This window comes from Flavobacterium cyanobacteriorum (assembly GCF_002251835.1).
Lineage (GTDB): Bacteria > Bacteroidota > Bacteroidia > Flavobacteriales > Flavobacteriaceae > Flavobacterium > Flavobacterium cyanobacteriorum.
In genome coordinates, this window is sequence record NZ_NOXV01000224.1 from 1 (window position 1) to 18,365 (window position 18,365).

21 protein-coding genes are annotated in these 18,365 nt (G+C 42.3%); 10 read left to right on the top strand and 11 right to left on the bottom strand.

The window, feature by feature from the left end; all coding sequences use genetic code 11:
• Window positions 1–43: 43 nt before the first annotated feature.
• Window positions 44–211 (bottom strand): hypothetical protein, encoded by a 168-nt coding sequence (locus CHU92_RS15805; protein ID WP_165764592.1) that lies wholly within the window; start codon window positions 209–211, stop codon window positions 44–46.
• Between the two features lie 172 nt (window positions 212–383).
• Here CHU92_RS15805 and pyrR point away from each other — a divergent pair, with 172 nt between their 5' ends.
• The 8 genes from pyrR to CHU92_RS05735 all read left to right on the top strand — a co-directional run bounded on the left by pyrR (window position 384) and on the right by CHU92_RS05735 (window position 7,561).
• A complete protein-coding gene (gene pyrR, locus CHU92_RS05700; protein WP_094413484.1) occupies window positions 384–917 on the top strand; it encodes a bifunctional pyr operon transcriptional regulator/uracil phosphoribosyltransferase PyrR in 534 nt (177 codons plus the stop codon).
• 24 nt (window positions 918–941) lie between these two features.
• The gene (locus tag CHU92_RS05705; protein WP_094413486.1) at window positions 942–1,871 is read left to right on the top strand and encodes an aspartate carbamoyltransferase catalytic subunit; all 930 of its coding nucleotides are present in this window, start codon (window positions 942–944) and stop codon (window positions 1,869–1,871) included.
• Window positions 1,872–1,954: 83 nt separating this feature from the next.
• Entirely contained in the window at window positions 1,955–2,287 is a 333-nt protein-coding gene (locus CHU92_RS05710; protein ID WP_094413488.1) for a ribonuclease Z, read from the top strand.
• Window positions 2,288–2,296: 9 nt separating this feature from the next.
• Window positions 2,297–3,205 (top strand): ribonuclease Z, encoded by a 909-nt coding sequence (locus tag CHU92_RS05715; RefSeq protein ID WP_094413490.1) that lies wholly within the window; start codon window positions 2,297–2,299, stop codon window positions 3,203–3,205.
• 83 nt (window positions 3,206–3,288) lie between these two features.
• Window positions 3,289–3,933, top strand: coding sequence for a pyridoxamine 5'-phosphate oxidase (gene pdxH, locus CHU92_RS05720; RefSeq protein WP_094413519.1), 645 nt, complete (start codon window positions 3,289–3,291; stop codon window positions 3,931–3,933).
• Between the two features lie 89 nt (window positions 3,934–4,022).
• Entirely contained in the window at window positions 4,023–4,544 is a 522-nt protein-coding gene (locus CHU92_RS05725) for a SixA phosphatase family protein (RefSeq protein ID WP_094413492.1), read from the top strand.
• Window positions 4,510–6,621, top strand: coding sequence for a polyphosphate kinase 1 (gene ppk1, locus CHU92_RS05730; protein ID WP_094413494.1), 2,112 nt, complete (start codon window positions 4,510–4,512; stop codon window positions 6,619–6,621). Before CHU92_RS05725 ends, ppk1 begins: the two co-directional genes overlap by 35 nt.
• 49 nt (window positions 6,622–6,670) lie before the next feature.
• Complete coding sequence (locus CHU92_RS05735; protein WP_094413496.1) at window positions 6,671–7,561, top strand: Ppx/GppA phosphatase family protein; 891 nt, start codon at window positions 6,671–6,673, stop codon at window positions 7,559–7,561.
• A gap of 109 nt (window positions 7,562–7,670) precedes the next feature.
• Here the strand turns inward: CHU92_RS05735 and CHU92_RS05740 are convergent, their stop codons facing one another.
• Window positions 7,671–8,174 carry a DUF2911 domain-containing protein gene (locus CHU92_RS05740; protein ID WP_094413498.1) on the bottom strand — a complete coding sequence of 168 codons (504 nt, stop codon included), beginning with the start codon at window positions 8,172–8,174 and terminating at the stop codon, window positions 7,671–7,673.
• Window positions 8,175–8,323: 149 nt separating this feature from the next.
• Here CHU92_RS05740 and CHU92_RS05745 point away from each other — a divergent pair, with 149 nt between their 5' ends.
• Together CHU92_RS05745 and CHU92_RS05750 are read left to right on the top strand one after the other, a co-directional pair.
• Window positions 8,324–10,243: a DUF294 nucleotidyltransferase-like domain-containing protein gene (locus CHU92_RS05745; RefSeq protein WP_094413500.1), complete on the top strand. Its 1,920-nt coding sequence runs from the start codon at window positions 8,324–8,326 to the stop codon at window positions 10,241–10,243.
• A gap of 1 nt (window position 10,244) precedes the next feature.
• Window positions 10,245–10,850: a 3'-5' exonuclease gene (locus CHU92_RS05750; protein WP_094413502.1), complete on the top strand. Its 606-nt coding sequence runs from the start codon at window positions 10,245–10,247 to the stop codon at window positions 10,848–10,850.
• On the opposite strand, the gene CHU92_RS05755 is transcribed toward CHU92_RS05750, so the two are convergent.
• The 9 genes from CHU92_RS05755 to CHU92_RS05795 form a co-directional block, all read right to left on the bottom strand.
• Window positions 10,847–11,338, bottom strand: coding sequence for a 4'-phosphopantetheinyl transferase family protein (locus CHU92_RS05755; RefSeq protein WP_094413504.1), 492 nt, complete (start codon window positions 11,336–11,338; stop codon window positions 10,847–10,849). The two genes, CHU92_RS05750 and CHU92_RS05755, sit on opposite strands and share 4 nt — an antisense overlap.
• The gene (locus CHU92_RS05760) at window positions 11,335–11,589 is read right to left on the bottom strand and encodes an acyl carrier protein (protein WP_094413521.1); all 255 of its coding nucleotides are present in this window, start codon (window positions 11,587–11,589) and stop codon (window positions 11,335–11,337) included. Before CHU92_RS05760 ends, CHU92_RS05755 begins: the two co-directional genes overlap by 4 nt.
• A 7-nt stretch (window positions 11,590–11,596) precedes the next feature.
• Window positions 11,597–12,868: a beta-ketoacyl-[acyl-carrier-protein] synthase family protein gene (locus CHU92_RS05765; protein WP_094413506.1), complete on the bottom strand. Its 1,272-nt coding sequence runs from the start codon at window positions 12,866–12,868 to the stop codon at window positions 11,597–11,599.
• Between the two features lie 6 nt (window positions 12,869–12,874).
• Window positions 12,875–13,303 carry a 3-hydroxyacyl-ACP dehydratase FabZ family protein gene (locus tag CHU92_RS05770; RefSeq protein ID WP_094413508.1) on the bottom strand — a complete coding sequence of 143 codons (429 nt, stop codon included), beginning with the start codon at window positions 13,301–13,303 and terminating at the stop codon, window positions 12,875–12,877.
• A gap of 1 nt (window position 13,304) precedes the next feature.
• Entirely contained in the window at window positions 13,305–14,093 is a 789-nt protein-coding gene (locus CHU92_RS05775) for an SDR family oxidoreductase (protein WP_094413511.1), read from the bottom strand.
• Window positions 14,087–15,139, bottom strand: coding sequence for a type III polyketide synthase (locus tag CHU92_RS05780; protein ID WP_094413513.1), 1,053 nt, complete (start codon window positions 15,137–15,139; stop codon window positions 14,087–14,089). The genes CHU92_RS05775 and CHU92_RS05780 overlap by 7 nt, the downstream gene beginning before the upstream one ends.
• Complete coding sequence (locus CHU92_RS05785) at window positions 15,136–15,843, bottom strand: methyltransferase domain-containing protein (protein WP_317044675.1); 708 nt, start codon at window positions 15,841–15,843, stop codon at window positions 15,136–15,138. The genes CHU92_RS05780 and CHU92_RS05785 overlap by 4 nt, the downstream gene beginning before the upstream one ends.
• A 5-nt stretch (window positions 15,844–15,848) precedes the next feature.
• Window positions 15,849–16,967 (bottom strand): NAD(P)/FAD-dependent oxidoreductase, encoded by a 1,119-nt coding sequence (locus tag CHU92_RS05790; RefSeq protein WP_094413517.1) that lies wholly within the window; start codon window positions 16,965–16,967, stop codon window positions 15,849–15,851.
• Between the two features lie 92 nt (window positions 16,968–17,059).
• Window positions 17,060–18,365: acetate--CoA ligase (locus CHU92_RS05795; protein ID WP_094413523.1), on the bottom strand; the 1,306-nt coding region annotated here is incomplete at its 5' end.

Consider the following 18,365-nt stretch of genomic DNA (forward strand, 5'->3'; position numbering starts at 1 on the left):
AAAACGTAAAAAAACCGTCTCAAGTTGTGAGACGGCTTCTTTTTTATCTCCTGAATTTCCGCAGCAGCCACACGATAAGCAGCACTACCAGTACCACTACAAAAATACCCACAGCCATACCGGCCTGGAATATATCACCAATAACTTCGCAGCCTGTAAGTGATAACAGCAGCGCTGTGAATAGACTTATTTTTATTACCCTGTCCTTCATAACTTTTTATTTTAGGTTAATGATACATAAAGTTAGGATATGCGGGTAAGGTTTCCTCTAAAATTAGAATAACATTAACCTTACGCTGCGTCGGTTATGGTAAAAAATAACCCAATATTTTCAGTAAAGCTTATTTTTACCTACTTTTACAAACCAAACACTACATTTTATTATGAGCGAGAAAGTATTGCTTACTGCTAAGGAAGTCAATATCATCCTACATCGTTTGGCCTGCCAGTTAATAGAAAAACATCTTGATTTTTCCGAAACAGTGCTTATAGGGCTCCAGCCCCGCGGGAGTTACCTTGCCAGGCGCTTAAAGCAAATACTTGAACAGGAGTATAATGTAGCGCAAATACAGCTTGGCCTGCTTGATATTACCTTTTTCAGGGATGACTTCCGCAGGTCTGACAAGCCTCTGGAAGCAAATAAAACAGAAATAGATTTTCTTGTTGAAGATAAAAAAGTAGTATTTATTGATGATGTGCTTTACACCGGCAGGAGTATACGTGCGGCCTTGACCGCAATACAATCATTCGGGAGGCCCGGCGAAATTGAACTGCTTGTGCTTATAGACCGCCGTTTCAGCAGGCACCTGCCTATACAGCCCGATTACAGGGGGCGCCAGGTTGATGCCATCAATAATGAGAAAGTTAAAGTATGCTGGGTGGAAAATGAAGGGGAAGATAAAGTATATTTAGTTTAGGCTTAAACTGCAACAACACAACCAATGAAAGAATTAAGCGTAAATCATTTATTAGGGATAAAATATATTACCAGGAACGATATTGACCTGATCTTTGAAACAGCCGACCAGTTTAAGGAAGTAATCAACCGCCCTATTAAAAAAGTCCCGTCGCTGAGGGATATTACCATAGCCAATATATTTTTTGAGAACAGCACACGTACCAAATTATCATTTGAACTGGCCCAAAAAAGGCTATCGGCAGATGTGATCAGCTTTTCGGCTGCCCAGTCGTCGGTAAAAAAAGGGGAAACGTTAATTGATACCGTCAACAATATACTTTCAATGAAAGTGGACATGGTGGTAATGCGCCACGAAAAGCCCGGTGCAGCACATTTCCTGTCGAATAATGTAAAGGCAAGCATAGTTAATGCCGGTGATGGCGCACATGAGCATCCTACACAGGGGCTCCTTGATTCCTATACCATACGCGAAAGGCTGGGTGGAGTAGAAGGTAAGAAGGTAGTTATTGTAGGTGATATACTGCACTCCCGCGTAGCCCTTTCCAACATATTTGCGCTGCAAATGCAGGGGGCTGAAGTTAAGGTGTGCGGCCCTAAAACCCTTATACCGCGTTATATTGAATCGCTGGGAGTAAAAGTAGAGCCAAATCTCCGGAAGGCATTAGAATGGGCTGATGTAGCCAATATGCTGCGGGTTCAGAACGAAAGGCTTGATGTAAACTATTTTCCTTCAACACGTGAATATGCACAACAGTACGGCGTAGATAAAGCCCTGCTTGATTCACTTGACAAAGAAATAGTAATTATGCACCCCGGCCCGATAAACCGGGGGGTAGAGATAACCAGTGATGTAGCGGACTCCCGGCAATCCGTAATCCTGGACCAGGTAGAGAATGGTGTAGCTGTAAGGATGGCGGTAATTTACCTGTTGGCAAGCAAGATAAAGCAATAAACTTCGCAAAATTTTTCAATGCAGTGTTTTTTTCATAACTTGGCATAGCACCACGGTTACAGGAAATACAGAAACTTAAGATAATGAAAGTACAGGAAAAGGGGCATACTACTATAATCAAAGACACTAAAGGTGATTTCACGCGATTTGCGGAAGCAATAACTTCTGAATATAAGAAATTCAAAAATACTAATCTTATACTTGATATAAGCCTGGATAGAAACCTTACAATTAACCACATACTAAATCTGTTAGCACTGTCTAACACGCACCGCAAGGCGAAGAAATCCTTTGTAGTGGTGATAGAGGACTTTGATTTTAATGAAGTGCCCGATGAAATGGTTGTGGTGCCTACATTGCAGGAGGCCCATGACATTATTGAGATGGAAGAAATAGAAAGAGACCTCGGATTTTAAGGAATTATAATGAATCTTACCATACTCGGCTGTTATGCCGCTACACCCCGTTCTTTAACAAACCCTACATCGCAGGTACTTGAAATCAGGAACCGGATGTTCCTTATAGATTGTGGCGAAGGCACGCAGGTGCAGTTAAGGAAGAACAAGATACGGTTTTCAAAAATCAATCACGTTTTTATATCACATCTGCACGGCGACCATTTTTACGGGCTTATAGGGCTGGTATCAACCTATGCGCTACTCAACAGGCAGGCAGACCTGCATATACATGCGCCCAAGGGTGCCAAAGAAATTATTTTGCTGCAGTTAAGGCTCTCAAATTCATGGACCGGTTATAACCTGTATTTTCATGAAATAGAAGGTGACCTGCCCCAGGTGGTATTTGAAGACGAAAAGGTAATCGTGACCACAATACCGCTGCAGCACAGGATTTACACCAACGGTTTCCTGTTCCGTGAAAAAGAAGGCAGCCGGAAATTGAATATTGAAGCAGTGCAGAAATATAATATTGACACCTGCTATTACCAGAAGATTAAGAACGGAAGCGACATAACCCTTGATGACGGCAGGGTAATACCAAACAGCGAGCTTACATTTGACCCGCTTCCGCCAAAAAGTTATGCTTTCTGTTCTGATACAATGTATAAAGAGGATATTGTTCCTTTGATAAAAGATGTTGATGTACTGTACCACGAGAGCACATTCCTTGATTCTGAAGAACATTATTGTGAGCGCACCATGCACTGTACTGCAAAACAGGCTGCCAAAATAGCCAGGCTGGCCAATGCCGGGCATTTAATATTAGGGCATTATTCCACCCGCTATGATGATATTGAAAAATTTAGGGAGGAGGCTTCAGGAGTATTTAAAAACGTGCATTTGGCAGATGATGGTAAAGTATTTGATTTTAATTAAAAAAATCCGCATTTAAAATTAAAAAAATAGTAAATTTATCTGTCCAAGGACAAAACAACACCCGGATGCCAAAGAACCTGAAAATGAATGACCTCAGTAACTACCGCCGTTCCTATGAAAAAAGCCAGCTATTAGAAGAAAACCTACCGGATAACCCGATAATGCTCTTCAAGTCGTGGTTTTTAGAAACAGAAAGCATAGGCCTGCAAAGCGAGGTTAATGCCATGACCATTTCTTCTATAGGCGCTGACGGGTTCCCTAAAAACAGGGTAGTGCTGCTTAAAAAGTATAATGAAGAAGGATTTATTTTTTTTACCAATTATAATTCAGAAAAGGGAAAAGCCATAGCCGCCAATCCTCATGTATGCCTTTCTTTTTTTTGGGGGGAAGCTGAGCGGCAGGTAATTATTAAGGGTAAAGCTGAAAAAGTCCCTGAAAACATATCTGACGGCTACTTTGAAACCAGGCCTGAAGGTAGCCGGATAGGCGCCATTGTTTCACCGCAAAGCGAAGTAATCCCATCACGCGGCTATCTTGAAGAAAGGCTGGCAGAAACCGAAAAACGCTACGCCGGCAAAGAAATACCACGACCTGCATATTGGGGTGGCTACATTGTAAAGCCGGTTGAGATGGAATTCTGGCAGGGCAGGCCTAACAGGCTTCACGACAGGATAAGGTACAGGTTGCAGGATGATTATAACTGGCAGACAGAAAGGCTGGCGCCTTGAAAACTTTAATAGCAAATTAACATCTTGCAGAGAAGGTGCATTGTTATTTTCTCGAAATTTAAATTATTGGTAATCAAAATAGTAGAAATATGAAAAATCTTATCCTTATAAGGCATGCCAAATCAAGCTGGGACGCGCCGCTGATTGATAAAGACCGACCACTTTCAAAAAGGGGTATAGATGATGCGCATATAGTAGCGGCACATATAGAGCAATACCTGCCAAAATCTTATATTGTATGGAGCAGCACCGCTCAGCGTGCTAAAAATACTGCTTATATCTTTGCTGAAAATCTCTCAATACCTGTCGATACTATAATTTTCAGGGACGATTTATATACTTTTGATGAAAACATGCTGGAAGAAGTAATAAAAAAATGCGATAACCAATTTGATAACTTAATTCTTTTTGGACATAATGATGCTATTACTAACTTTGTCAATATATTTGGAAACCGCATATTGGACAATGTCCCAACGTCCGGTTTTGTATCCCTTTCATTCGGGCAGGATGATTGGAGAGCTATAGAAAAAGGCATAACGCAAAAAGTATTATTTCCAAGAGAGTTAAAGAAACATGATCCACCACTCACCGGTAAACAGGTACATTGACAGGGAAAAAAGCTGGTTAACATTTAATGCAAGGGTACTTCAGGAAGCAGCCGATGAGAGTGTCCCGCTACTTGACAGGCTGCGTTTTTTAGGTATATTTTCCAATAATCTCGATGAATTTTTCCGCGTACGCTACGCTGCCATAAGGCGCCTTACACAAGAAGGGCAGTCAGGCGAAAAAATACTTGGGGGCATAACCGCACAGGCCTTACTCAAAGAAATAACCGAAATAGTTATTGAACAACAATCCGAAAGCCTCCGGATTCTCAGTATTATCGAAAAAGAATTGCAAAAGGAAAACATCTATATAATCAATGAAAAAGAAATAACCAAAGAGCAGGAAAATTATATAAAAGATTTCTTCATACAGCGTGTCAGCCCTGAACTGGTAACAATTATACTAAATGACCTTGATGAATTTCCACTTCTCAAAGACACATCAGGATACCTTGCGGTCAAGCTGGTGATGAAGCCCCCAAAAAAGGATGCCGGAGAAGGCACAAAAGCTAGCGAAGTAAGGTATGCCGTAATTGAAATCCCAAAGACCATCAACAGGTTTGTAGTGCTCCCTTCCAATACAGAGAGTCAGTATATCATTATGCTTGATGATGTTATACGGCACAACCTGCACAGTATTTTTAACATTTTTAAGTACGAAAGCATATCAGCGCACATGATAAAGATTACACGTGATGCGCAGCTGGAAATTGACAGTGACCAGAGCAAAAGCCTTATGGAAAAGATATCAAAAGGTGTGCTTGAAAGGAGGGTAGGCGAACCGGTGCGTTTTGTATATGACCAGGAAATAGAAAATGATACGCTTGAATTTTTCCTAAAACGTATGGACATAGACGCTACAGACAGTATAATACCGGGCGGTAGGTACCATAACCGCAGGGATTATATGGATTTCCCTAACCTGGGACGTTTCGACCTTTTGTATAAAAAGAATACACCATTACCTATAAACGGCCTCAGCCTTGAGGGCAGTATGCTTCAAAAAATAGAACGGAAAGATTACCTGCTTTACGCGCCTTACCAGTCATTTGCCTACATCATAAAATTCCTTAGGGAAGCAGCGCTTGACCCTAAAGTTTTTTCAATAAAAATAACGCTTTACAGGCTTGCTAAAAATTCACAAATTGTAAGTTCGCTAATCAATGCTGCCAAAAATGGCAAAAAAGTTACGGTACAGATAGAACTTCAGGCACGTTTTGATGAAGCCAGTAATATTTCGTATGCCGAGCAGATGCAGACAGAAGGCATCAACCTTATATTTGGCGTGAAAGGACTTAAAGTCCACAGCAAAATTTGCGTTATTGAAAGGCTTGAGGAAGGCAGGGTAAAGCGGTATGGCTTCATATCTACAGGAAATTTTAATGAATCCACCGCAAAAGTGTATACAGATGTAACCCTGTTTACCAGCCATTCACAAATAATGAAAGACGTCAATAAAGTATTCGATTTTTTTGATGTGAATTACCGGCTGCACCGCTACAAGCACTTGTTTGTATCCCCACATTACACCCGGAGCAAATTCTATAAACTGATTGACAAAGAAATACTCAATGCAATTGCAGGAAAAGAAGCCTATATAAAGCTGAAGATGAACAGCCTTACTGATTATAAAATGATTGATAAACTTTATGAGGCCAGTCGTGAAGGAGTACGTATACAACTCGTAGTAAGGGGAATATGCTGCCTTATTCCGGGGATACCGGGTATGAGCGAAAATATTGAGGCCATAAGCATTGTAGATAATTATTTGGAACACGCGCGCGTTTATATTTTTGCCAATGACGGAAATCCGCAGGTGTACATTTCATCAGCAGATTTTATGACGCGTAACCTTGACGCGAGAGTAGAAGTTACCACCCCTATATATGACCCTGAAATAAAACAGGAACTCATTGATACTTTTGATATCGGCTGGAAAGGGAACGTTAAGGCCAGGCTGCACTGCGAAACCCTTGACAATAAGTACCGTAAGAGACCTAATGAAAGGATTTGGCGTGCGCAACTTGAAACTTACAATTACTACAGGAACAAACTGGAAGTTATTTACGAACAATTATAGTCAGAGGCGCTAAGGTTGTGATATCTTAGCGCCTGAGAACCTCTTCAGGATGATTAATATAAAAAAATATGCCGCAATAGATATCGGTTCCAATGCTATGAGGCTGCTGGTTTCAAATATTGTGGAACAGGAAGGTAAAGAAGCACAGTTTAATAAAAGCTCACTGGTAAGGGTTCCTATACGTTTAGGGCAGGATGCCTTTACTGTAGGCGAAATTACGGAAGAAAACATCGAGCGGATGATTGATGCCATGAAGGCTTACAAACTGCTCATGAAGGTGCATAAAGTAGAAAAATACCGGGCCTGCGCCACATCAGCCATGCGTGAAGCGTATAATGGCAATGAAGTGGCTGATATAATAGAAAACGAAACCGGTATAAAAATTGAAATTATAGACGGAAAAAAAGAAGCTGCCATTATCGCCTCGAGCGACCTGCATCATCTGCTAAAAGAGGAAAAAACGTATCTGTATGTTGATGTTGGTGGCGGCAGCACAGAATTTTCATTATTTTCCGGCGGAAAAATCATCGTATCAAAATCATTTAAAAATGGTACCGTGAGGCTGCTGAATAATATGGTAAATGATATTGTATGGCACGAAATTGAAAAATGGATTAAAACAATTGTTGAGCCGTATGAGTCTGTAACACTGATTGGTTCTGGTGGTAATATAAATAAATTATTTAAGTTATCAGGCAAACAACAGGAAAAGCCATTATCATATTTTTATATCAATTCCCAGTACCAGATGCTCAACAGCCTCACGTATGAACAGCGTATTGCGGAATTGGGTTTAAATCCTGACCGTGCCGATGTGATAATTTACGCTACAAGAATTTACTTAAACGCCATGAAATGGAGCGGCGCCCGGCATATTTATGTACCCAAAATAGGATTATCTGACGGTATTGTTAAAGCTATGTACCATGGAAAAATCTAATATTTGACGGTGTTATTTATTGAAAACAACATATTAATATTTGACCTATAATATATATTATGTAAAATAGAAATTTTAAAGAATAGCCGCACTCCCATGCGGCCATACATTATTTAATCCTTACCGAGATATCAAGGTACTCCCAACTTAAGGTCACATTATCATTATTGATTTTATAAACCAGGCTCTCGTTTATTTCTGCTGATTTCCTGGTTTTCACTTTCACCCGAAGCTGGTCTTTTGCCTGGTCATACCGGTTAGCGCCAACCGAAGGATCTTTCCCAAAGATAATTGTCGCATCATCTTTTTCAGGGATTACATACAAAGCATATTTGCCAGCCGGTAAATCCTGGCCTTCAACTTTCAGCGCTTTATCGGTTTCAAATGTTGTTGGCGCGTTGGCACCGGCACGCCACACTTTCCCATACGGCACCAGTTCGCCCCATATAGCCCTTCCTTTTACATACGGGCTGCTGTAATTAATAGTAATATTGGCTCCGTTTATTGTCCCTGTTGCTTTTGCTGCGGGGCTTGCCGGCTTTTTGTCTTGTGCGGCAGCGGTTACTGTAATGGCTATGGCCAGTACCATAAAAATTCTTTTTGTAGTATTCATGATTTGTTTGTGTTAAATTGTAAGGTAAAGATACTTATTAATCCTGCTAAACAGCTATAGCTTTTAACAAAGCTTTAATAAATTATGTGTAAGCATTTTCTTTGGATTGCATATTTAAAAATTGTATTTTTAGGTTTTATTGCCCTAATATGAAAAATCCCGTTGCCGAACGTATTGCCGATTTCCTGAAACGGTTCCCGCCATTTATAAGCCTTACTTACACTGACCTTATTGCCATAGCCGGGCAGTCAAAAGTCATTTATCTCGAAAAAAACCAGGTACTTTTTAAAGGTGGCGATGCTCTGCATACAGATTTTTATATAGTTAAAGAAGGTGCTATAGGGCTTTCCGTAACTTCTGATATGGAAGAAACACTTATTGATAAATGCGACGAAGGAGATATTCTGGGCCTCCGGCCATTTTTTGCCAAAAACAATTACCTGATGACGGCCAAGGCGCGTGAAGATTCTCTTGTATACGGTATTCCGATAGTTGTTTTCCAGCCTTTTGTAACCGGGAATAAAGATGTGCTGAGCTTCCTGCTCCAGAGTTTTGCCTCCCAGTCAAGAAATCCTTACGATAAAGAACGTAGCGGTAAACTGATTTCAGAAAATACCATTTATAACGACCAGGCAGCTGATATACAATATTTCCAGCCGATAAAATATACCCGCAACCCTATCACCGCAAACCCCGAGGACATCCTGAAATTTATAGCAAAAACTATGGCCAATAGTGCTATTGGCAGCGTTATAATTCAGGAAGACCAGCTCCCCAAAGGAATTATTACTGATAAAGACCTTCGTGCCAAAATTGCCACAGGCCTCTTCCCTATTGATGTTACGGCAGACAAGGTGATGACTGCACCTGTGATAACTGTCCCTGAAAATATATCAGTTGCCGAAGCCCAGATGATGATGCTTAAGCATGATGTAGGCCATTTATGTGTTACCAAAGACGGTACGGACAAAACACCCGTTACAGGTATAATATCAGAACATGACGTGGTTGCCGCGCAGGCCAACACGCCAGGAGTACTCTTAAAACAGGCAAGGCGTGCCACACGTTCAAAGGAACTAAAATATGTGAGGGAGAAACTAACAGACCTGATACAGAATTCTATTGACAAAAATATCCCGGTTGCGCATATATCAAATATTGCTGCCGAAATAAATATAGCCATAACGCGGAAAGCAATTGAGATTGCTGTTGAAAGGATTGGCTCACTCCCGCCTGTCCGCTTTGTATGGATGAACCTCGGCAGCCAGGGCCGTAAAGAACAACTGTTACTGACCGACCAGAACAATGCGCTGGTATATGAAGATGTCCCGGCCGAACACTACAGCGCAGTAAAAAGTTATTTTATGGAGCTGGCCGAAAGGGTAAATTACGCCCTCAACAAAATAGGCTACGAATTTAGCCCGAACGGGCTTATTGCCGGTAATGAGCTGTGGTGTAAACCGGTCAGCGACTGGATAAGCCAGTACAATACCTGGATAAACACGCCTGAAGAAAAAAGTACAGGCATCAGCACTACGTTTTTTGATGTAGATTTTATTTATAGTGTACCTGCTATTGAGAATATTTTAACCGAAAATATAGCGAAGAGCATCAACCGCAATAAAAGGTTCTTTGCTTACCTTGCGGCTGATACGCTTAAGAATCCGCCCCCACTTGGCTTTTTCAGGCAGTTCCTCGTTGAAAATGACGGTGAACACAAAGATAGTTTTGATATAAAAAGCCGTGCCCTTGAACCGTTGATTGACGGGGCAAGGCTGCTGGCCCTCAGCCAGAACATCTTTGAAATTACCAATACGTATTACAGGTTCAGGAGGCTGATGGAACTTGAACCTAAAAATGCTGACCTTTATGAGGAGTGCGCCGAGGCATTCAGCACGCTCATGCGATTCCGTACTGAAGTAGGATTAACCAGTAGTTCAAACGGCAGGTACCTGAACCTTAATGATTTATCTAAATCAGATAAAGTAAAACTTAAAAACTGTTTCCAGCCTATAAATGACCTTCAGGACCTTATAAAGAACCGTTTTTCTCTAACTTATATAAATTGATATGGCTTTTGAATGGCTAACAGGCGGTAGCATGCCACAGTTCTGGAAAAATTATCTATCCCTTTTTGACATTGATGAAAAGAACGGGCTGAAGCGTTATGTTATTTTTGATATGGTAACCAGTGGGCTGGACTGGAAAGACGATGTAATACTCTCAATAGGGGCAATTGGGGTACATGGCGACGCTGTTGAAGTAGGTGATTTTATACAGGTAGATATTTTGCAGGAAAATTCTACGGTACAATCAGTAGCCCTGCGTGGTGTGCCTGTAAATGAGCAAAATGAAAAAGTAGTAGAAGCCGAAGCCATGATACAGTTCCTTAATTTTGTTAAAGATGCTACTCTTGTGAGCCATAACATAAACCTGGATGTGGAAATGGTGAACCAGGCACTTAAAAGGCTTGGGCTTGGCAGGATAAAAAACCCGCTGATGGATACCAATGCACTTTACCAGAGATGGAAAGGATTTTCAGATGATACACATGCTACACTGGACGAGCTTTGTGAGGCGCTGAAAGTACGTAAAAATGACCGGCATACCGTCTCGGGAAATGTTTACATTACGGCACTTCTTTTCCTTAAGCTCAAAAGGAAACTCGAAATTTAAAGCCTTACCACTTGCGTAATCCTCCCGTGGTGACTTACTGATACAGGAATTTTTGAACCGGAATCATATATGTAAGGCAGGCCGTCACTGTCTTTATAAATTATGTCAGGTGCTATTTCTTTTATGTGGGCCAGTTCCAGAAGGTCATCTGCCGCAAGGCTTTTTATGATGTTACCCTTAATCATGGTTTGGGTATAGAAGATTGCTTTTTTATACTCTACGCAACCCGTAACACTGTTTTTGTCAAAAGTATCAATACGGCATTCAAGCAGATGTGGGATATAAGACGCCTTCAGCGTTTGCCTGTTCCAGATTTTGTAAACGGCTTCTTTCATACTCCAGAACAGCCATACCATTGTCTCGGGTTCCGGATGTAATGTAATAGCTTCACGCTCTGAGTATGTAAACAACTTTTCAAGGAAGCCCCTGCGCCGCCAGTCACTTTCCAGCCTCGCCTGCTCAATATCGACAACATCATTGCCTATCATTTTCCTGCCAGCTTTGCTTCTATAATTTCAATAGCCGCTTTTACATCCAGCATACGTTCCATATCATCATTATCAATAGTTATATCAAAAGTTTCCTCAATATCCAGGATGATATCAACCAAATTTGCCGAATTAATCCTGAGGTCGTCTATAAAGCCGGTACCCTCGTCCATATTTTCATAGGCTTCCGGGTTATTGGTATATGGCTTTACTATAATTTTCAGTTTCCCGATAAGTTGTTCTTTATTCATCATGGCATTAATTTTTATATTTTTTAAAGATGATGCAGGCATTTACATCGCCAAAACCAAAACTGGCCTTCGCTAATAGATTTATATTTTTTATAATCAGCCCTGAAGGGACACATGAAGGGTTAATTACAGAAGCTATTTCGGGGTGAAGGTCTTCGCAATTAATATTAGGGAAAATGAAGCCATCATACAGCTGCAGTACCGATGCCACGCATTCGATACTACCCGCGCCGCTAAGGCAGTGCCCTGTCATTGATTTAAGCGAATTGATGTAAGGGAAGTCAGCCTCCCTCCTGTCAAGGGCTTCAGCCCAGTTCTCTATTTCTAAGCTGTCTTTGCTGGTAGCGGTAAGGTGCCCGTTAATGGCATCAATGTCTTTACCTTTAACACCTGCCTTTTTTAAAGCTTCTGTAATGCAGCGTTGTACGGCGGCACTGTTGGGCGCCGTCATGGTACCCTCTCCCCTTTGCCCCCCGGAATTTACGTTACCGCCCAACACTTCTGCATAAATTGGCGCGTCTCTTTGTATGGCGCTCTCAAGGTCTTCCAGTACCATTGCCCCGGCGCCACTTCCCGGAACAAAACCTGAAGCCGAGGCGCTCATAGGGCGGGAACCTTTTTCAGGAGTGTCATTGTGCCTGAAGGTACAGACGCGCATAGCATCAAAACCTGCCCAAATGTAAGGGCCACTTTCACCGGTACTGCCGGCCAGCATTCGCTTTGCCTGCCCGCTCCTTATCCGGTCAAAAGCCATCAGGATACTCTCGGTACCGGTAACACAAGCAGAAGAATTAGTTGTAACCTGGTTTCCGGCCCCGAGTTTGCCTCCCAGGTAAGCGCTTATGCCGCTGTTCATGGTTTGCGCTACAACATTACTGCCCAGCCTGCGCGTTTGCAAGTCATCAATTTTATAAATACTCTCTCGAAATTTATCAACACCCGATGTGCCCGAACCAAATAGAATACCCGTATCCCAATCAGGCTCAGGCCCATTGCTTGGAAGTTTTGCATCAGCCCAGGCCTCAAGGCCTGCTATGACGCCGTAAAGTATGCCAGTGCTGTTAAAGCCACGAAGTTCCAACTCAGAAAAATATGATAGTTTCATGTTTTCTGTGATTTCGGGTTTGCCTGCGATCTGGCACGAGAATTGTAAATCCTGGAGCTGGCGGTCATGGCTAATTCCGGATATACCCATTTTTACTGCATTAGTAAATGCAGGGACGCCTACTCCATTTGGGGCAACAACGCCAAGCCCCGTAATTACTACTCTCCTATCCATGGTATTTTATGTTATCATTCCGGCAATAGTGCCTCGGCATACTTCTTCACCTGCTTCATTAGTCATTATAGTTTTACATTTCAGTTTTCCGAAACGAAAATACATCTTTTCAGAGACAACGGTGACTTTTTCACCTGGATAAACAGGTTTAATAAAATCACATTCTGTTGATGTTAAAGCTATTGTGTATTTTTTATTAAAGTTTTTATTTAAAATATAAATACCAAGGCACACCAACCCTATCTGAGCCATAGCCTCTATTAATAACACCCCGGGGGTAACCGGATTGCCTTTGAAATGTCCTTTGTAAAAACCGGATTCCGCATTAAAAGTATATGTACCTTTTACCCTGTTTTCGTCAATATGCAAAATTTCATCCACAAACAGAAAAGGATCAGCATAAGGCAAGAGGGCTTTTATATCTTCCGTTTTCATATTATTGCAAATGTTCTCCGCCGTTGACTGGTATAACAGCGCCCGTTATCCAGGCAGCCTCCTCTTTGCAGAGCAGGTAAACCGCGTTGGCTACATCTTCAGGTTTTGTAAGCATCTTGAAGGGATTCCGCTTTATGGCATACGCTGCGAGTTCATCATGGCCCGGTATCATCCTGAGCGATGGTGTATCTGTTACGCCAGCCATAATACAATTAGCCCGTAAGCCAAAAGGTGCAAATTCAAGTGCTATATTCCTTGTAATAGCTTCCAGCGCTGCTTTGGCCGCTGATACTGCTGCATAATGCTGCCATGCCCTGCTGCTGCCTTCGCTGGTAAAGGAAATTATACGAGCGTCTTTAGCAAAAAGGTTCTCGTCCACTAATACCTTCACCCAGTCATACAGGCTAAAAGCCATCGCGTTAAGGGTAATTTGCAGATCAGTGTTTTGCAATGCATCATCACCTGCCATAGCCTTCAGGTTTCCCTTTGCAATGCTGTGCAACAGGCACCTGACAGCACCATCGCCGGTTATATTTTTAATTCCTGATATGATTTCACCGCGCTTTTCAGCATTTAGTGCATCCGTATTGAATGCCATAAAATCAACATCATAAGACCTTATAGCTTCAAATTCTGCTTCAATGGCTTCCATTTCCACGCGTGGATTGCGATGGACAATAATGATATTCATGCCGTGAGCGGCCAGTTTTTTTGCAGATGCCAGCCCCAGGCCGCTGCTGCCGCCAAGAATAACAGCCCAGTATCCTGTATTTTTAAATTCTTTTACCATTGTATTAAAACCCTTTGGGCTGTAAATCCGGGGCCAAAGCTCAACATAAGGCCACGTTCGCCGGGTTCCGGATTCCTGTCCATTATACGTTCTAGCACATAAAGCACTGTAGCGCTGGACATGTTGCCGTAGCTACGCAGTATTTCTTTTGTATCATCAATATTTTTACCCAGTCCTGAAAATAAATCTTCAACAGTTTGTACTATTTTCTTTCCTCCCGGGTGAAAAATGAGATGGTTAATGTCATTTATTTTTAAGCCACTCCTTTGCAAAAAAGGATGTATTATTTCTTCAAAATGAGATGCTATGGTCTCCGGCACTTCAATATCAAGTACCATCTTCAGCCCGTTGTTAGTAAGCCTGAACCCCATCATGTGTTCGGCATCATAAAAATGATACATCTGTTCGTCCAGTATTACCGGGCCTTTGTCTTCTTCATATGAAGACAGCAGGCAGCAGGCGGCGCCATCGCCAAAAATGGCTGCACTGACTATATTTGCCATAGAAAAGTCATCCAGCTGAAAGGTTGCCGTGGGCGCTTCAACAGCAATAACCGCTGCCCTTTTACCCGGTTGAGCCCTCAGGAAATTATACGCATATATTATAGCCGAAATCCCCGCCACACAGCCCATTTCGGTGACCGGAAGCCGCACTATGTCCTGCTTCAGCTTCATACGGTTGATAAGGTAAGCATCAAGCGACGGTATCATAATCCCGGTACAACTCACCGTAATAATATAATCAAGGCTGCCTGCGTCCCAATCTGCTTTTTCCAGGGCTTTTTTAAGAACTTTTTCGCCAAGCACTGTAATTTCCCTGATATAAACATCATTCTTTTCCTCAAATGAAGCCGCCCTGAAAACCTCTTCCGGCTCCATTATGGCATATCGTGTATCCACGGCGGCACCTTCAAAAATTTTCTTTACTTTTTTAATAAACCGCCCCTCCTGGCCGTGAAGCCACACATCAAGGAATGGCAGGATATCTTTGGTATCACGGGAATATGCAGGCAGCTGCTTAGCAGCAGTTATAATTTTTACGCTCATATATTTGAAATTATCCACTGGTAGCGGAATGCCCATTTCCAGCGGATGGTACTGTCCTTTAAGCTTAGCCTGACGGCGAACTTCTGTAACTCCTTCTTTGTAAAACCGCGGAGTATGGAAGTAAGCCCGTCTTCCCGTGCCATAGCATTCATATTAAAAACAAACGCTATTATGCGGAACAGGCTGTAAGCTATGCGGCTACGGTGTAAATCGTTGATAACAACACCTATCCGCGCATTTTCACTAAAGATAGAAATAATTTTCAGAACCTGATCATCCTTGAAATGATGGAGTGTCAGCGTACAGAGTACTATATCATAATTTTCCTGCCGAAATTCGGGCGAAAAAACATCAAGGCATTTATAAGAAATATTGCTATGGGCAGAAGATAATTGTGTAGCATAATTAATGGTAAACCTGTTGGCATCAATGCCCGTGAGGCGGAACTGTACCCCTGTTTTTTTACCGAAGCCTGCCAGCATACGAAGCATATCGCCGTTACCGCAACCTACATCAACAATGGATATTACTTTATCTATATCCGCTTTTTTCAGGAGTTTTTTTATTGCCTGCAGCGTCACGCTGTTGCCACCAAGCAACCTGTTGATGTGGGCAATATTGTCCAGGGCCTGCCGCAGTTCCTCGCCTTCAAGCGCAAAGTCATCCATTATCTCGTTTTCCTCTGTCCTGTATCGGGTATCCATATTAATTATGGCGTTATAGTAATTGTTTTTCCATGTGTTTGCTTAATGATTGCCGGCAGGACTGATGGGAAAGACGCGATTAATCCCGAAGCATACTCTGTAAGGGGCTTGTTTTGCAGTACTTTTACCAGCAACCTTCCGGCCCTGAGCCTTGAGGCAAAATTATAGTTCCATTCCCTGCGGTATCTTTGCTCCATTTCTTCCCTGGTTATACCTTGGGAAAGATACGCCAGTACAGCTTCTGCGGCTATTTTTGCACTGCTAATGGCCATGGCCATGCCGTTGCCGCAAAGCGGGTGTATCAGCCCGGCAGTATCGCCTGCCATGAGTATATGGTTTTCTACAGGCTCTTTTTTTTCAAAAGATATCTGGCTTATAACCAAGGGTTTTTCAAAGAGCATGGTACTGTTTTCAAAAATTTTTTTTAGATGCCTGTTGCGCCAGAGTACTTCTTCCTGGTATTGAATGGTATTCCGGTATTTTTTAAAGGTTCTATAATCCGCAAGGTAGCAAATATTGATTACATCGCCTTCAACTTTTGACACCCCACAGTACCCGCCTTCAAAATTGTGCAATGCTACGGTATCGTCCGGGAAAACACCTTTATAATGTGCCTTAACAGCCAGCCAGGGCGATTTTTTATGAAAAAAATCCCGGCCCTTGTCCAATACGGAGCGTTTTCCGTAGGCGCCAATAACAATTTTTGCCGGATAGGTTTTTTCGGAAGCCACTACGTCAAAAAGGCTGTTTTTATGAATTATTCCGGTTATATTAGTTCCGGAAACGCTGCACCCTGCTTCCACAGCTTTCTGATACAGGTAATAATCCAGTGCATACCGGCTTATACCAACGCCACCTAGAGGCAAAACTGCTTTAACCATTTTACCGCTTACTGAGGAAAATTCAAATCTGTTTATGCTAACAGGGTTCAGCTTACATAAATCAATACCCAGCCATTCCAGGTAAGGCAACACTTCATTACTGATGTATTCGCCACACACTTTATGCCTTGGGTACGGCGCTTTTTCAAATAAAGTTACGGGTATGCCAGCCTTTGCTAAATGGATGCCACATACAAGCCCTGCAAGGCCTCCGCCAATAATAATAACATCGGTACTATCCATACATGCTAATATAGATAAATACTTATAATAATAGTGTTGTCACAAGCACAAAAAAAAAGCGGCTTCCAAAGCCGCTTTCAGGTTAACATGTATCAGACCCTTTCATTTTTAATTTCATCTACAATTTCAGGATTCAGCAGTGTAGAAGTATCACCAAAATTTGAAAAATCTCCTTCTGCTATCTTGCGCAATATTCTCCGCATGATCTTGCCTGAGCGTGTTTTTGGCAGGCCTGATACGAACTGTATCTTATCCAGTTTTGCTATAGGGCCAATGTGGCTGGAAATATGTTCATTTATTTCGCGCTTCAGGTTTTCCCTGTCGCGCCATTCTCCTGATTCTTTCAATGTTATATAGCCATAAAGCGCGTTACCTTTTATATCGTGCGGATAACCTACGATGGCTGATTCGGCTACTGAAGGATGCTCGTTTATCGCGTCTTCAATAGGCGCTGTACCCAGGTTGTGGCCTGATACAATGACTACATCGTCAACACGGCCCGTGATGCGGTAGTATCCTACTTCGTCCCTCAGAGCACCATCTCCTGTAAAATATTTTCCGGGAAAGGTTGAAAAATAGGTTTCCTTAAACCTTTGGTGGTCTCCCCAGATAGTACGTGCCATTCCGGGCCAGGGAAACTTAATGCACAGGCTGCCTACCACTTGGTTGTCTTCTATTTCATTACGTTTTTCGTCCATGAGTACGGGCTGTATGCCGGGGAGCGGCAGTGTAGCATACGTGGGCTTTGTAGGTGTTACGAAAGGTATGGGCGATATCATGATGCCTCCGGTTTCGGTTTGCCACCAGGTATCTACAACCGGGGACTTTTTCTTGCCTACATGGTCATTATACCAATGCCAGGCTTCTTCGTTGATAGGCTCACCTACCGACCCTATGACTTTAAGCGATGACAGGTCATGTTTATCAACCCACTCCAGTTTTTCTTTTGCAAGCGACCTGATAGCTGTGGGTGCTGTATAAAATTGTGTAATTTTATGTTTATCGATAACCTGCCAAAAACGGTCCGGCTCAGGATACGTTGGTACCCCTTCGAAAATTACAGTTGTGGCGCCATTGAGCAACGGCCCGTATACAATGTATGAGTGCCCTGTTATCCATCCTATATCTGCTGTACACCAAAAAATATCATTTTCTTCATAAGCAAAAATATTTTTAAACGTATAAGCGGTGTGCACCATGTATCCTGCAGTGGTATGCAGCATGCCTTTCGGCTTTCCGGTAGAACCTGATGTGTATAATACGAACAGCGGGTCTTCGGCATCCATGATTTCGGCAACATTATTGGGTATGGCATCATCAAGAAGTGGCTGCAGCCACTGGTCGCGCCCTTCTTTTATGTTAACATCTGTGCCTGTCCTTTTCACTACAAGCACTTTT